Source organism: Cognatundibacterium jejuense, assembly GCF_014284255.1.
Classification (GTDB): domain Bacteria; phylum Pseudomonadota; class Gammaproteobacteria; order Burkholderiales; family Burkholderiaceae_D; genus Undibacterium; species Undibacterium jejuense.
The window spans coordinates 1-13,679 of the sequence record NZ_JACOFV010000001.1; the positions used below are offsets into that span (position 1 = coordinate 1).

Genomic DNA, 13,679 nt, shown 5'->3' on the forward strand with positions numbered 1-13,679 from the left:
GCAGCATTCGACATTAGGTTACCGCTCTCCCGTTCAATATCTGGAAGACTGGATGAAGAAACAAAATCAAGAGAATCTCGCTGCATGACATTCACCTGATGGTGAACTAATTATCGAGGGAAGCTCAAATTGAGCTTCTCCTCAAATTTAGTTCCCCAAAAGTGACGTAAAATAAACGCAACTTTGGGGAACAAAATTTCAGGGGAAGCTCAGGAGAATAAAAACGAACATTGGGATAGTGCAGACTGATAGAAGAACATTTGCAATGACAGCAATCCATACGCCTTGTTTGAAACCTAAAGTCCCGTTGTTGGCTGCCTGTGCTTTACTACCGAGATACCATCCGCCAAATCCAAGTTGCATTGCTAATCCTATCAATATCGTTACTGGTACAGGAATTAGGTGCTCTGTGAGTATGGTTAACGCTGCATAGGACATCGATACGACAGTAATGCCAGTGGTATATATAAAGGCATGCTTCCAACTTAAAATGGTTCTCTTGTATAAAAATGCCGCTAACTTGACGAGCGAAGTGTAGATGGCAAACATGCAGAGAATAGGTAAGAAGGAGAAGATCGACATGAAAATGGATATTGTTTGATTTGATTTAATATTTTATCAATCTTTATAGTACGTTACGATTCTTTTTCATTGTTCTTCGATTCCATTTCCAGTTGCGTCGTCAACCCTTGTGAACTCAGGCTATGAGTCACTTTCACAATCAACCATTCCGCATTTCCTATTGGCGCTTTTAATTCTGGTATCTGCACGCCCATCATGGGCGATACATCTGGTCGGCCAAGGGCAAGGGTGAATTGCAGTGTGGCTTTGCCGCGTTCTATGCGGTGCCATTCGGATTTGGCGGCGTCTTCGGCGTCTTTTTGATTGGCGTAGACGTGGCGTAGGCGTTTGGGGTTGTCGTCTTCGCCGATGAGTTCGGTTTTTTCTTTGGCGTCGTCGGGGTCATGCCATTGGGCGCGTACCCCGCTGTAGGCGTCGCGGTTGGCGGTATGGTAGCGGTGTTTGTCGCCATCGCGGCGGTGCAGGGTGATGGTGGGCAGTGCTTGTCCTTTGCTGTTCGTGGCTTCGCCTATTGGCAGAAACAGCAGGGCGTCTTTTTTGATCGTTGCTACTGCATCGAATTTCTTACCCAGGCGGTTTAAAAAGTGGATGTCTGATTCATTCGTTTGATCGATGTGGTCGACGATTTTGCCGATGAAGATTTTTCCGACACGCGGCGTCAGTTTATTGTCGCTGGCGATTTGGTTGACGATGGCGTCGATCGTTTGCGCATGAAAACTTCGACTCTTTTTTACGCGTATTGGCTTGGCCATCTGGGCGCTGCGGGCGCGTAAGGTGATGGTGTCGGGGGCACCTTCGTGTTCGACTTCATCGACGATGAATGTGCCTTTGTCGACCATGCCGCCGTTGGCGGTAAAGCCTGGGCCACCTAGTTTGAGCGTGATTTTGGCGCCAGTAGCGGGAATGGCGACACGGCCGTCGCTGTCGTCGATCGTGATGTCCAGTTGGTCAACGGCGTTGGCTCGTTCTTCGGTCAGGGTGAGACTAACCAGCCGTGGGTAAATCTTGCTGGTGATGTCTTTGCCTTCTAAGGTGATGCTAAAGGTAGGTTGTGGGTAGCTCATTCGGTGTCTGATTCTTGATGGGGTGAGCCGGAATAGGCGTCGATCTGGTCGCCGCGGTCTACCCGTTTAAGACTGACCGAAAATTCGATGCGGCGTGGCATGCCATCGGTATAGAACAGGGTGCGGCCTTCAGTTAGTTGGGTAATGACGAATTCACCAAAGATGCGGCCGGTGCCTTCTACCAATACATAGGCTTCGCCACGGCTGGCCATATCGCGAATGTCGTCGAGCGAGGTGATATCGCCGGTGAGTTCTGGGGCGATCCAACCAGAGAGGGTGATGGTGTCATCGCCTTCGCCCAGGTATTGATGCGCATCACGCTCACCAACGCGTGAGGTGGCGGGGTGCTTCCATTCTTGTTGTCGCTGAAATTCTTGATACGCCAGCGTCGGCAGACTGAATACAAATTGGTCGAGACTCATCATCATGAGGGCGTTTCCTTACATGTCATCGTAATCGTGCATGCTCGAGCGACGTGTCGCCGCGCGCTGCCGTTCGCGTTTGTCCAACTCCGCTGCCACGGCTTTGGCTATTGCCTGCGCATCGGTACCGGCTGGTGGGTTGATGGTGATTTGAATGGTGTCATTGCTGTGCATTGCCGGCGCTGCATTTGTACTGTTGCTGGCAACGGGTGGGCGCCGGTCCACATTCAACGGGGTGAGGTTGAGTGCGGGTTGATCTACGGCTTTGCGGGGTGATACTAACGGCGGTAACGTCGGTGCAGGGTATGATCGGATTGTTGGTGTCGCGGATGCGCTCAGTGGGTCAAATGTCGCATGCGGCATTGCTGCCATCGCTGGCACGATAGATGTGGTCAATGCGAGTCCGCCGGCCATTTTAGTCAGCCGATTGGCTAATTGACTAACCTGATTAACGGCTTGGCCTTCGCCATTAGCTAAACCATTTGATAAACCCTGCATTGTAAATTGGCCAAGCTCGGTAAAGACGACGCTGGGGCTGTGGATGCCGAGTTTTTCTTTAAACCAGTCGACGACGTTGCTGCCTAAGCTGGTGATGGTCTCTTTGACTGCGGTCATACCATTGCGGATGCCGTTGATTAATCCTTGAACCAGGTTGCTGCCAAATTCAGTAAATCTGCTGGTTAAGGCACTGAGCCAGGCGATGCCATCGTTAAAGCTTTGGCGTATCTGCGCCCACAAACCTACAAAGTAGGCTTTGACTGGTTCCCAGTTTTTGTACAGCAAGTAGGCGCCTGCAGCGAGTAGCGCAATGGCGGCGATGATGAGACCAATCGGGCTAGCCAAGGCAGCGATGCCAAAGCTGACCAAGGCGCGGCCAGCAATGAGCAAAAAACTGCCTGCGCGCATAGCGAGTGGACCAAGGCGTACGAAGGCGGTACCGAGTCGGGCCAGGATGCCTGGTGCAGCGGCGCTTTCTATTTTTAACAAAGTCATCCCATAGCGGAAGAGGGCGAAGGGACCAATGATCGACGCAAAGACGATGGTCAGTGTGCCCAGCACCACCAACAGCGCAGATAGCCCTGCAAAAGAAATTGCCAGCACCTTGGCGGTGGTGGAATGTTCTTTCATAAACGTGGTGACAGTTTGCAAGACGCTGGCGAGCTTTTCTAAAGCGCTGGCATACAGCGGCAGGATCTGTGTGCCGATCTGTTGTTTGGCGCTGCTGATCTTGGCTAATGCTTCAAGCTCACGGCCTTTGGTCGTGGCATGTGCGCCGCGGTTGAGTGTGTCTATATCGGCTGCACCGGCATTGAGCTTGGCGTTTTTGTGGATCTGCTCTCGCTGTAAGTACATTTGCGTGAACAGATTAGACGCGGTGCGATTGGTCATGATGGTCGCGATCGTGTCTTTAATTTGCTCTGGGTCTGTGATGCCTTTAGCGGCTAATTTGGGTAGCAAGACCGTTTCTAGCCACGCCATGGGGTCAGATTTGAGCACTTCACCGCCTGCCAATGCGCCAGGTTTGATCTGCTTGATCATGCCTATTTTGTTGTATTCGACCTTGCCGGGGTCGAGCAGATCGAGCCGGCCCATCTCTTGTGCGGCACGCACGGTAGTGTGACCTTGATACAGGTTGGCGTAGGCGGACATCAAACCGGTACCAACGCGGTGGCCGCCCATTTCTTGAATCAAGGGTTCCATCTTGTAAAAGAAGGCTTCATCTTGCAGCGATTTGGCAGCGACGCCGCCGGTCTTGATAAAGTTGAGCCATTCGTCGGGACCAACGCGGCCGCCGGTGGCGGTGAGCACTTTTTGCACCAGATTGGCTTCGTGTTCAAACTTCTTCTCGCTGGCGAGGCCACCACGTAGCTCGATGACCTTAAGCATGTTCATGAAGCTTTGGCCTTTTTCTGCACCGGTTTGTTCATCGTACATGGCGGCATTGGCAAACTTCATCTTGGCTAGGGTCGGTAAGACCATTTGCGCGTGGTGCAAGTCGGCAAAGACGGTTAATGAGTCGCGCATCAGTTCCAGATTTTCTAACGAACTGGTGCCGTAGGTTTGCATTGCCTGGCTAAATTTAATCGCATCATTTGAAATGGCGTCGCCCATGCCTAAAGCGCGGATGCGTTGGATCTCCGTCTCAAAATGTTTGGCCTCGCCGAGAGATTGGATGACCGGCACGCTCATGGCGGTGCCAGCCATCGCCATGCCCATGCCAGACATGGTGGCATTGCCCGCGGCTGTGCGAGTGCTTTCCATTTTCTTTTTTGCCGCGCTGACTTGTTCGTGGCGCTTGGCCAGCTCAGAAAGTTTGTGTTGCTGGGCGGTGATTTGGGCGTTGGTGTCGGCGATATTGTTGCGCAAACTGCGCTCGTGTTGGGCTAGCTGGTACGTGCTGATACCTGCGGCGCTGAGTTTGTCGCGCAAGACTTGCAGTTGTTGTGTTTCGCGTTGATGCTGTTCTTTGATGAGTTTGGCGGTTTTTGTGGCGCGTTCAAATTCACGCGTCATGGTGCGCGTTGGCTGCTCGGTTGCCTGCATTTGTTCAGCCAGCATTTTTGCGCGCTGGCGAGCAGCATCCAAGCGATTGGCGGTTTCTTGCAGGCCGGTATGTAATTGCCGAAAGCCAGATAAAGCTTTTTGCTGGCTATCGAGGTCCTTAAGGCGATCACGCAGCGCTTTGAGCGCCTTGCCGCTGGCGGTGGATTCGCCGATGATGCGTTTTAAGGGGGCGGTGATCTTCTCTATCATCGAGAACACCACCTGAAGTTTTAAATCACGCTCAGACATGGGTTTCCTTGAGTTATTCTGCACCGCTGCGGATTCTGGCGCGCTCGCGCCAGTCCATCAGTTCTGAGAGGCTTAAGGCATCCATTGCGGTGGGTGGCCAGTGGAACACCACCGCAATATCTGCCATGGCGTCTTCGACTATTTCTGGAATGCCGTACGGTCCGCTTTCTTGACCAAAAAAGAAGCCACCTCCGCGCCGATTTCTAACAGATCAGCCGGGTCAAGGTTCGCTACATCTTGCGCCGTCAAAATGGGTGTTGTAATGCGTGGCAAGACCTGCTGCAGGGCGACGACGTTGATATTACCCAGATCGACCAGCGATACGCCGCGCAGTTCGCCTGCTTTGGGTTTGCGTAGGGTGACTTCCTTGATGAGGGTGTCGCCACGTTTGAGCGGTTCGTCAAGAGTGATGGTTTTTTCTGTCATGGTTGTTCTCTTTTAGGTTCAAAGTGGGTCAAACGCCGATGGCGCGGCGTATCTCTTCGGTGCGATCGACGCCGCCGATCATCTCTACCCCGTTGATAAAATCAAGCTCGATGATGTTTTCACCGTTGATCATCAGCTTGTAATAGCTGCAGGTGGTTTTGTATTTGTGGTCGGATTTGTCACCCATTTTGGTGTTGCCCATCTCGATTTCTTTATGGCGACCACGGACGACAATTTCGACGGCATCGACTTCGGCAGTGTCATCACGCTGATATGCTCCGGCAAAGCGCAGTTGAACGGCATTGTGGCTGGTCGCGCCGTATTGCTTTAAAGCGTCGATCAATAAGCCACCGGCAGTCCATTCGAGTTCGATTTTTTCATTCATGTAATCGATCTCGATGGGGCCGGTCATGCCGCCAGCGACGTAGTCTTCCATTTTGCGGCTGAGTTTAGGCAAGGTGATTTCTGGCACCTGGCCGAGGTAAGAGATACCGTCGTTGAATAAATTAAAATTTTTGAGTTTGCTGGGTAAGCCCATGATTGCTCCCTATATGATTAAGCGGTAATGCGCTGCGCAAAGTTCGCCAGATAGCTGTCAGTAATACGTTGATGCATGATCAGATCTTCCAGCGGCGGTACCGGCGTGTAGTCGTAATCAATTGTCAGCGAGCCCATTTTTAAGCTGTCTTTGCTGTTCGATGCCGGATCAAACCAGGCATGGGCGTCGATGATGTAGCCTTCAGCTTTCAGTTCACGGAACTTAGCGTTGATTGATTCCAGCAGGTCACGCACCAATGATGGATGTACGGGCTTATCGACATAACTAAAATGCGCTTCGGCAATGCTGTCGGCCAGCACCTGGGCGGTACGCGTGTAGTTTTCGAAGAAGAAAAATTCGCCTACTTCTGCCGTGCGCGATCCCCAGAAGCGGTAGCCTGACTTATTGATCAGCGTAGTGACGCCTGCTTGATTGAGGTAGCCAGCATCGGTAGCACCGCTTTGCAAATCCCAGAACACATCACGAGAAATGCCCAGTGGGCCATTGACCACCACGTTAGAAAGCGATTTATGCCAGCCAATGTCATTGTCAATCTTTGCCCGTACACCTAAAGCATAGGCCACGGCTGAAATGGATGCGTTGGCGTTGGTGGAAGTATCCCAGTCAACAAAGTCTGGCCAGATAAGCATTAATTCGCGTTGGCCAAACTGCTCGCGGTATAAAGCAGCCGCTTCTTTGGTCTGCGCACCCCAGCAGTTGGCATAGACAAAGGCACGCAATTGTTGGGCGACAGCGACCATCTCTGTCGTCACCGCCTGCGTATCTAAACCCGGTGCGCCGATGATGCGCGGCTTCATGCCAAATTTGGCTTGTGCAGCCAGCAGGGCTTTGACACCCGTATATTGACCAGATGGCGAGACGCCACCGATGGTGTTGCTGGTTTGCTCTGCTTCGTGCTCTGCCTGTGGCACACGCACCACGATGGTAAAAGGATTGGTTTGTTTGCCAATCGCATCTAACGCGCGCGACAGCGTACCGCGTTTGCCCGCTTTACCAATTGCGCTGGTGACATTGGTCAACAGCACCGGCGTATTGAGCGGAAAGGTCGTCGCATCTGCATCATCCGCGGTGGCAATTAAGCCAATCACAGCGGTAGAAACGGTGCGAATAGGGCGTGTGCCTTCGTTGATTTCAATGACGCGCACGCCGTGGTGATAATCTCTGGACATAGATTTTCCTTAGGTTAAAGGTATAAATGCACCGCGATGAACACCAGCAATCCACCGCTGGTTGTCGCTATAAAATCCCAGAAATCACAAGTGTGTTTTTCTGGATGATAGGCGTCGTAGACTTCTTTAAATACACCCACGGCAACGACCACCATCAAGGCTTGTGGTGCAACCAAAGTGACGGGTACAAACTGCAATAGAGCGATGCTGGCAATGAGGTAAATCACCACACCCATCAAGGCATGGCCTTGTTTGTCGGCGGGGATTTTTGCTAGCAGGGCGAGTAGTTTTTCCATTACGCCGCTCCAGAAACAATCTTTTGAAGATTGGCAGGATCAGGATTGGTGCCGTTAGACCAGGCGCGGCAGGCGTCAATGAAAGCATCCATCTTGGCCTTTTCGTCTTTGGTACCAGAACGAAGAATATTGAGCTGCATGTACACTGGGTAAGTGCGCTCAATATAAGCAGAACAAAGATCACGGGCACGAATCTGCGCAGGACTTTCTAAGCCGCGCGTGGTCATGATCAGCGTACTTTCGTCACTTTGATCAGAATAATTGGTTGGTAAATTTCCCATGGAGAAGTCCTTTCTATTAACGATTGCCGCTATTGATGCCAGCGAAGGTTCCACCCAGCCCACTTAAGTTGCCACTACCGACCACGTCAATAATGGCGTCATAGATGTTGTGCACTTGTGGACAGCGGTGCTGTGGATTCCATTTGCCGGCAATAACTTGTGGTAAGGCCAGATACAGCGTGTCGCCTACGGCAATAGAACCGCTCAGGCCTATATCGATATGGGTGTATGCACCAGCGGCATCGCCGGCATAGATGTGATGTGTGACTTGGTTCCATACTTCTTTTTTGGCGTTATCCATCCATCGCCAATCAGCTTTCCCAACAATCTTGTGGTACACGACAAAGCTGTTAAAGGCACCTTCAAAAATATGCTGATACGGTGTGTAAAAGACATAAGGACCAAAGCTATTTGTAATCGACTTCACGGTCAGTTTTAAAATATTGAACCCTCCATGAAAATACAAACTATCCATATTCATGTACTGCAGCAGTTCACGAACGACAGGCGGTCTGGTAATTGGGTCAAGCCCTGATGTAACCGGGATCATCGTGACATCAAATTTGCTCCAAAAATCACCACCCGCATGCACGCCCATGGCAAGCGGTAACTGCTGTGGTGCGGTACCACCCAAGGCAGTCATGCGGGCATTAAAGTTAACGGCAATGGCAGGGTGCTCATCTAGATGGCTGCCACGCCAGGCTTCAAGTTCATTGATTTTGGCAGCGACTCGTGCATCAACTTGTGCCTGTTTGTTGCTGACTTCTTGGGTCAAGGCAGTGGTTGAGTCAACCAACGCAGCGATTTGTTGCTCTAGGCTCATAGTGGGTTCCTTTTATTGCAGATAAGGTTTGAGGATGGTGCGTTGTAGTTGCACGAGCGCTTTTGCCAGGCTCGCATATTCTCCGGCCATGTTGAGACTGAGCCCCGCTCCGGTAGATTGCACCGTGACACTGTCAGCCGGTACCGCTGACAAATTCAAGTCATACGCCAGCAGCAGATCGATGCCCGGGGCTTTGTAGGCGAGTGGTTTTGCCGGATCACTCCAGACGGCAAGACAAGTGCCATCGGCTAGGTAAAAGCCAACCTCACGCACCCAAAACTCTGTATTGCCATCAGCCAGAGCAGTCACGTGAATTTGACGTGGGCTGACGCGTTTGCCATCGGCGACAGGGTAGCGTGCACGTTCTGAACGCAGTCCTGCCTGGCCTTGGTTGGGTGCATAGCCAGCGTCGCCCAAGGCAATATGCGTGATTTGAGCGGCGACACCATCGTTACTGCCGCGCCAAATCGCATTGAGGCCGACTTCTAACATCGTCGGTAAAAGGGGCGTACTCATTGAACCTCCATCGCTACGCGTAAAACGGAAAGCGGCTTGACTGTGGATGCCAGCCGCAAAGAATTGATTTGCGCACCCAATTGCACCGCCACAGGCGTGGCCATATAACTGGCGACAGCGTTGATCTGCTTGACGTTGGCGACGCATGCGAGTTGTGCCGGGGTCGTGGTTTGTACTGCTTGCACTGTTCCACCATTGCGGCTGCAAGCAATGGCCTGCTGTACCTGCGCAAAGCCCAGATTAGTTTGATCAAACAGCGCACCGACCTTAAAGTAGTAGCTGGCACGTACTGGTTTGGCTTGATCAACGATGCGTTTGATGCGCTCATACAGGTCACGATCCAACACTGCTTCATGCGCATGCTGGCTGCTGGTAACCCACGCGGTTAAGGCAAAGGTGTAGGGTGCGGCCAGCGGTTGCTGCTGCCACCATTCCAATAATTCTGTGGTGATGTTGACCACGGAAAGCGCTTTTTTTACTGCCCAGACGGTGCCTTTTTTGCGATGCGTCGCTAGACTGGCTGCAATCGCCTGACGTTGGGTAGATTCGTCCCAGCGGTCATCCCATTCGTCGACCGAGGTTGCCCAGGCCAGCCATGGCAACAAATTGCTAGGGCAAAGTTCAGCATTCCATAGGCGGGTAACGACGCTGGCATCGACCTTGGGCACACACACCGTTGCGGTGGCCACTTCTAACGGCGATCGATTCGGTGGCAGCAAATTAAGCGAGTTGGCTAGGTCAGACATCGTTCACCCCCATTGTGAGGTTGATTGATGTGCAATACGCCGCCTGACGTTCGCTGATTACCAGATCGACAAGCGGGGTTTGTAAAATCACCCGTTGCACGCCAACCTGATGCAAACTCGCATACAGGCCAGATAGCGTGATGTCGTGTCCGAGCTTGTGATGTTCATTCACAAAATTCTGTACCGCGATTTGTGCGGCGTGGATGACCGTGGTAGAAGAGGGGCCAGGGTAGGTATTCAAGGTTGCATTAATCGCAAAAGGCACAATCTGCGCCGCTTCTACAATGACTTGATCAGTGAGTGGACGGCGTTCTTCTGCCGACAAATACGCCGCCACCGTTGCGAGTAGATCTGCATCTGGCACGCCATCGCCAGACGTTGCCAATACCGTGACCAACACCTGGCCAGGCTTAGGGCTAGTTACCGCCACGTCTTTGACTAAATTAGATGCCGAGAAGGTATGCGCAATATAGCTGCGGCGACTGCCCGCTACGGTAGTGCCTTCTAACGCCATTTGTGCTCTGAAGCGTAAGCGGCTATCGGTCTCTTGCTCTAAGCGCGTTACACCCAGTAAGGCCGTTAAATTATCCAGATCACTGCCTCTGGCATAGGCCAGCATTACGGCGTGTGCGGCATCATTGACGCGCTGCCGCCACAGCATTTCGCGGTAGGCGTTTTCTTGTAGTAGCTTGGTGATGGGTTCAGATTCCAAATCCAGCGTAGCCGCGATTGCTGCTCGCTCGTCTGCCGGATAGAGTGCTAGAAATTCTGCTTTACGTTGCGCAAAGATCGTCTCAAAGTCGATGACTTCAACGACATTGGGTGCAGGCAAACTGCTTAAATCAATTAAGCTCATACACGCCCCCGTATGGCTATAGGCATGCTGAGACCCACATTGATGGCATTGCGATCTTTCACCATCTTGCCTTTGAGTTCTAGTAACACGCGACCAGGCACATCAGTGCGGTAAATATTGACTTGCGTGAGCTTGATACGTGGTTCCCAACGCAAAAGAGCCTTTGCCGTTGCGGCATATAGGCGCAATTGCGTCACACCGTTGTGCGGCTGATCGATTAGTTCAAAGAGCAAACTGCCATAGTCACGACGCATGACGCGTGTGCCGATGGGGGTGGTCAAAATATCGGCAATGCTTTGGCGTAAATGATCGAGGCCATCAATCTGCTTGCCAGTGACGGTGTGCATGCCTCTCATAGCGGCTTACTCACGTTGTTGCCGTCGCCTTGTTCGCGATGTGTGTGGCCAGTGAGGCTGATGCCATTGGCGACGATGTCGGTATCGGATTGGATATGTTCTGTCGCGTGGACAGCACCTTTGATCACGGCCGCAGCACCTGTACCAGAGCCTTGACCACTCATGCCGCCCATATAGGTGAGGGCTTTTTGTACCAGCAAATTGCCAGTGCACGTAGTTTGTGGTGCATCGAGTGTGATGGCGGCAGAACGCACAGTGACAGACGCGGGCGCCTCAATCACGGCCGAACCGCCATCGGGTAAAGTCACATTGAAGGCATGCGATTGATGGTTGTAATCAATTTGCGCACCATCAGGATAAACGATGCGCGTATTGTGCGGGTCATCATCCGGCGCCTGTTGGTGGCTGCTATTAATACCTGCCAACACCACACCCGCCGCCAAATCACCTGAAGGAGAAAACACCAGGCATTGCTCATCGATCGCAGGTGGCGCCCAGGTCTTGGTCGCAGCAGCATGCGCAGTGACAACAGGCAGCCAGTTAGTCGTGATCTCACCCACCGTCACGCGCACACGCGGAATGCGGCTGTGCTTCACTTCGGCAATCGTGCCTAAGCGAATCAGATTTTGTAAGCGGCGGGAGAGGTCAGCAAGATTAAATTCCATGCTGACGATGATGAAGGGAAGTGCTTAGCTGGTCACGTGGCGGCGAGTTGCTATGGGGAATAGCAACTCCGTCCTAAGCACATACTAGAGTCGCGCATGCGATAGTAAAAAAAGGACGCGGCGACGTGACTGATGCGCTAACATCAAACACGCCACCGCTTTCGCAGATAGATCCTGCAAAATTGGCCGAAGACCGCGTCACCTGTGCACAGGCGCGCCAAGGCTACCATATTTTTCGTTACTATGAAAATGCAGGATATCCGCTGCGGGAGCTGCTCCCGCAAACTCGGTGAGGGAGAGTTCATTTCTCTCACCATCAAATGCCCACGTTGTAAAACCATGAATACCCTGAGAGTCACGCGCTCCGAACCAGTGTGCCCTAGCGCATCACCCATTGGAGTCTCCATTGAGCAAACCCATCATCCCGTGGATAGGCGGCAAACGTCGTATGGCTAAACACATCATTCCACAGTTCCCTGAGCACGAATGTTACGTCGAACCGTTCAGCGGCGCTGCTGCGATTTACTTTTTAAAACCTCCGGTCAAATGCGAAGTGCTCAACGACATTAATGGCGAACTGATGAATCTGTATCGAGTGGTAAAACACCACCTCGATGCGCTGATCGCCGAGTTTCGCTGGTCGCTTGTTAGCCGACGTCAGTTCGATTGGTATCTTAAACAGCCAACTGAACAACTGACAGACATCCAGCGTGCCGCACGTTTCTACTACCTGCAAAAGTTGGCGTTCGGTGGCAAAGTGAACGGGCAATCTTTCGGCACTGATACCACACGTCCACCGCGCTTGAATCTGCTGCGAATGGAGGAAACGCTAAGTGAAGCACATCTGCGCCTGACCGACACCGTGATTGAAAATTTGCCGTGGGCAGACTGCATCCGCCGCTACGATCGAGCGCATACCTTGTTTTACTGCGACCCGCCTTATTGGGGAACAGAAGGATACGGCGTTGATTTCGGCTTAGAGCAATACGCAATCATGGCGGAATTTGCCCGCACCATTAAAGGCAAGATGGTGATTAGTGTGAACGATATTCCGGCAATGCGGGAGGTGTTTGCGGGGTTGAATATGGAGAGCGTCACGATTAATTACACAATAGGCGGTTCGACGAAATCGAAGGAGAAAGCGGGGGAGTTGATTATTCGGAATTGGTAGTCAAAAGGGCGATTTTATATAGGGAATGATGCATGATCTGACGCTGATGGATACGGGAGTGCCAGATCATGACTGCCCGGAATGTGCCCATAACCGTCATAGGATTTTTGAAAAGCAGACAGTCAGCTTACTGGATAGAAAGCCACGAAGTTGTTTGCATTTAGTATGCTGCCCAGGGCTGCGATCTCGCCATCTATAATTAGCTGACAGGTCGTAGCCAAGACTGCCACGCCAAACCAGGCAGCAGCAATCTGGCGTAAGCAACTATTGATTGATATAAGCATCTATAAGACTAACGTCGGAAATCAGCGGCGGCGGAACGGCATCCGCTGGATTTACTTGTTATGTGTATTCGAAGTTTATGAAGCACTATTCTCTGGGAAAAGAGCCCTAACCTTTTCACGATGCTGCCTAGTGTCTCCGAGCATTTCAAAGAAAAAGAAATCAGGACAGTTATTATTAATATTCTTTATAAAATTCTCAACAATAATACGATGCATCAGTAGCGTTGGATTAGTAGGAGAATCCATATTTGCAATTGCACGAGTGGGTTCATAGATGCTATTCCCTTCAGCATCAGTAATCATATTGGTTATCTGGAATACCACATCAAGCAATGTATTGAACTGCCTAGTAGAGAAGTGTGAATATACAGTGGATGCTCCTTGGGAGGTTTCAATATAAGTGCCATAGGTTTCATATATGCCAAACAACATGCTGAGTAATAAGTCATCATTTTTATTAAGATGATATATGATTCCTTTTGCGTCTGCTATTGTAACTCCCTGAAGAGCGCCTAAAGACTTATGGATTTCTCCAATGCCATCTTTGTCCTTTGAATAACATCGAATGACGGTGTACTGGCTATTAATAATTAACGAATAATTGTCGAATAAAAGTGAACTTAAGCTAGGTATGTAGTCCTGACGCGGGCTGCATCGCAATAGTCACGCT

The 13,679-nt window shown here is 51.4% G+C and carries 18 protein-coding genes; 2 read left to right on the top strand and 16 right to left on the bottom strand.

The features are described 5' to 3' along the window. Positions 1–635: 635 nt before the first annotated feature. From H8K32_RS00010 to H8K32_RS00080, 15 genes are read right to left on the bottom strand one after another with little or no spacing between them, the layout of a single operon-like run. The gene (locus H8K32_RS00010) at positions 636–1,646 is read right to left on the bottom strand and encodes a contractile injection system protein, VgrG/Pvc8 family (protein ID WP_186910421.1); all 1,011 of its coding nucleotides are present in this window, start codon (positions 1,644–1,646) and stop codon (positions 636–638) included. After that, a complete protein-coding gene (locus H8K32_RS00015) occupies positions 1,643–2,074 on the bottom strand; it encodes a phage tail protein (protein ID WP_186910422.1) in 432 nt (143 codons plus the stop codon). Before H8K32_RS00015 ends, H8K32_RS00010 begins: the two co-directional genes overlap by 4 nt. A 12-nt stretch (positions 2,075–2,086) precedes the next feature. After that, a complete protein-coding gene (locus H8K32_RS00020; RefSeq protein ID WP_186910423.1) occupies positions 2,087–4,861 on the bottom strand; it encodes a hypothetical protein in 2,775 nt (924 codons plus the stop codon). Between the two features lie 13 nt (positions 4,862–4,874). Continuing rightward, entirely contained in the window at positions 4,875–4,988 is a 114-nt protein-coding gene (locus H8K32_RS00025; RefSeq protein WP_186910424.1) for a GpE family phage tail protein, read from the bottom strand. A gap of 11 nt (positions 4,989–4,999) precedes the next feature. Then, positions 5,000–5,287 (bottom strand): phage tail assembly protein, encoded by a 288-nt coding sequence (locus H8K32_RS00030; RefSeq protein WP_186910425.1) that lies wholly within the window; start codon positions 5,285–5,287, stop codon positions 5,000–5,002. Between the two features lie 28 nt (positions 5,288–5,315). Continuing rightward, positions 5,316–5,825: a phage major tail tube protein gene (locus H8K32_RS00035; protein ID WP_186910426.1), complete on the bottom strand. Its 510-nt coding sequence runs from the start codon at positions 5,823–5,825 to the stop codon at positions 5,316–5,318. A gap of 17 nt (positions 5,826–5,842) precedes the next feature. Continuing rightward, complete coding sequence (locus tag H8K32_RS00040; protein WP_186910427.1) at positions 5,843–7,015, bottom strand: phage tail sheath protein; 1,173 nt, start codon at positions 7,013–7,015, stop codon at positions 5,843–5,845. Positions 7,016–7,029: 14 nt separating this feature from the next. Next, positions 7,030–7,311 carry a hypothetical protein gene (locus H8K32_RS00045; RefSeq protein ID WP_186910428.1) on the bottom strand — a complete coding sequence of 94 codons (282 nt, stop codon included), beginning with the start codon at positions 7,309–7,311 and terminating at the stop codon, positions 7,030–7,032. Then, entirely contained in the window at positions 7,311–7,592 is a 282-nt protein-coding gene (locus H8K32_RS00050) for a hypothetical protein (protein WP_222612964.1), read from the bottom strand. Before H8K32_RS00050 ends, H8K32_RS00045 begins: the two co-directional genes overlap by 1 nt. Before the next feature lie 16 nt (positions 7,593–7,608). After that, positions 7,609–8,415 carry a hypothetical protein gene (locus tag H8K32_RS00055; RefSeq protein WP_186910429.1) on the bottom strand — a complete coding sequence of 269 codons (807 nt, stop codon included), beginning with the start codon at positions 8,413–8,415 and terminating at the stop codon, positions 7,609–7,611. A gap of 12 nt (positions 8,416–8,427) precedes the next feature. Continuing rightward, complete coding sequence (locus tag H8K32_RS00060; protein WP_222612965.1) at positions 8,428–8,931, bottom strand: phage tail-collar fiber domain-containing protein; 504 nt, start codon at positions 8,929–8,931, stop codon at positions 8,428–8,430. After that, a complete protein-coding gene (locus tag H8K32_RS00065) occupies positions 8,928–9,677 on the bottom strand; it encodes a phage tail protein I (RefSeq protein WP_186910430.1) in 750 nt (249 codons plus the stop codon). Before H8K32_RS00065 ends, H8K32_RS00060 begins: the two co-directional genes overlap by 4 nt. After that, positions 9,670–10,533, bottom strand: coding sequence for a baseplate assembly protein (locus H8K32_RS00070; RefSeq protein WP_186910431.1), 864 nt, complete (start codon positions 10,531–10,533; stop codon positions 9,670–9,672). Before H8K32_RS00070 ends, H8K32_RS00065 begins: the two co-directional genes overlap by 8 nt. Beyond that, on the bottom strand, positions 10,530–10,880 hold the full coding sequence (locus H8K32_RS00075; protein ID WP_222612966.1) for a GPW/gp25 family protein: 351 nt from the start codon (positions 10,878–10,880) through the stop codon (positions 10,530–10,532). Before H8K32_RS00075 ends, H8K32_RS00070 begins: the two co-directional genes overlap by 4 nt. 5 nt (positions 10,881–10,885) lie before the next feature. Next, positions 10,886–11,554, bottom strand: coding sequence for a phage baseplate assembly protein V (locus H8K32_RS00080; protein ID WP_186910433.1), 669 nt, complete (start codon positions 11,552–11,554; stop codon positions 10,886–10,888). A gap of 249 nt (positions 11,555–11,803) precedes the next feature. Between H8K32_RS00080 and H8K32_RS00085 the strand changes: the two genes are divergently transcribed. Further along, the gene (locus H8K32_RS00085) at positions 11,804–12,010 is read left to right on the top strand and encodes a Com family DNA-binding transcriptional regulator (protein ID WP_186910434.1); all 207 of its coding nucleotides are present in this window, start codon (positions 11,804–11,806) and stop codon (positions 12,008–12,010) included. Beyond that, positions 11,961–12,725 (top strand): DNA adenine methylase, encoded by a 765-nt coding sequence (locus tag H8K32_RS00090; RefSeq protein ID WP_222612967.1) that lies wholly within the window; start codon positions 11,961–11,963, stop codon positions 12,723–12,725. The genes H8K32_RS00085 and H8K32_RS00090 overlap by 50 nt, the downstream gene beginning before the upstream one ends. A 359-nt stretch (positions 12,726–13,084) precedes the next feature. Here H8K32_RS00090 and H8K32_RS00095 read toward each other — a convergent pair whose 3' ends face one another. Then, on the bottom strand, positions 13,085–13,312 hold the full coding sequence (locus H8K32_RS00095) for a hypothetical protein (RefSeq protein WP_186910435.1): 228 nt from the start codon (positions 13,310–13,312) through the stop codon (positions 13,085–13,087). Positions 13,313–13,679 lie beyond the last annotated feature (367 nt).

What these genes read in the sequence shown, in the direction of transcription:
- H8K32_RS00010 (WP_186910421.1), bottom strand. Translation starts at nt 1,646, where the DNA reads ATGAGCTACCCACAACCTACCTTTAGCATCACCTTAGAAGGCAAAGAC.
- H8K32_RS00015 (WP_186910422.1), bottom strand. Translation starts at nt 2,074, where the DNA reads ATGATGATGAGTCTCGACCAATTTGTATTCAGTCTGCCGACGCTGGCG.
- H8K32_RS00020 (WP_186910423.1), bottom strand. Translation starts at nt 4,861, where the DNA reads ATGTCTGAGCGTGATTTAAAACTTCAGGTGGTGTTCTCGATGATAGAG.
- H8K32_RS00025 (WP_186910424.1), bottom strand. Translation starts at nt 4,988, where the DNA reads ATGGCAGATATTGCGGTGGTGTTCCACTGGCCACCCACCGCAATGGAT.
- H8K32_RS00030 (WP_186910425.1), bottom strand. Translation starts at nt 5,287, where the DNA reads ATGACAGAAAAAACCATCACTCTTGACGAACCGCTCAAACGTGGCGAC.
- H8K32_RS00035 (WP_186910426.1), bottom strand. Translation starts at nt 5,825, where the DNA reads ATGGGCTTACCCAGCAAACTCAAAAATTTTAATTTATTCAACGACGGT.
- H8K32_RS00040 (WP_186910427.1), bottom strand. Translation starts at nt 7,015, where the DNA reads ATGTCCAGAGATTATCACCACGGCGTGCGCGTCATTGAAATCAACGAA.
- H8K32_RS00045 (WP_186910428.1), bottom strand. Translation starts at nt 7,311, where the DNA reads ATGGAAAAACTACTCGCCCTGCTAGCAAAAATCCCCGCCGACAAACAA.
- H8K32_RS00050 (WP_222612964.1), bottom strand. Translation starts at nt 7,592, where the DNA reads ATGGGAAATTTACCAACCAATTATTCTGATCAAAGTGACGAAAGTACG.
- H8K32_RS00055 (WP_186910429.1), bottom strand. Translation starts at nt 8,415, where the DNA reads ATGAGCCTAGAGCAACAAATCGCTGCGTTGGTTGACTCAACCACTGCC.
- H8K32_RS00060 (WP_222612965.1), bottom strand. Translation starts at nt 8,931, where the DNA reads ATGAGTACGCCCCTTTTACCGACGATGTTAGAAGTCGGCCTCAATGCG.
- H8K32_RS00065 (WP_186910430.1), bottom strand. Translation starts at nt 9,677, where the DNA reads ATGTCTGACCTAGCCAACTCGCTTAATTTGCTGCCACCGAATCGATCG.
- H8K32_RS00070 (WP_186910431.1), bottom strand. Translation starts at nt 10,533, where the DNA reads ATGAGCTTAATTGATTTAAGCAGTTTGCCTGCACCCAATGTCGTTGAA.
- H8K32_RS00075 (WP_222612966.1), bottom strand. Translation starts at nt 10,880, where the DNA reads ATGCACACCGTCACTGGCAAGCAGATTGATGGCCTCGATCATTTACGC.
- H8K32_RS00080 (WP_186910433.1), bottom strand. Translation starts at nt 11,554, where the DNA reads ATGGAATTTAATCTTGCTGACCTCTCCCGCCGCTTACAAAATCTGATT.
- H8K32_RS00085 (WP_186910434.1), top strand. Translation starts at nt 11,804, where the DNA reads ATGCAGGATATCCGCTGCGGGAGCTGCTCCCGCAAACTCGGTGAGGGA.
- H8K32_RS00095 (WP_186910435.1), bottom strand. Translation starts at nt 13,312, where the DNA reads ATGATTACTGATGCTGAAGGGAATAGCATCTATGAACCCACTCGTGCA.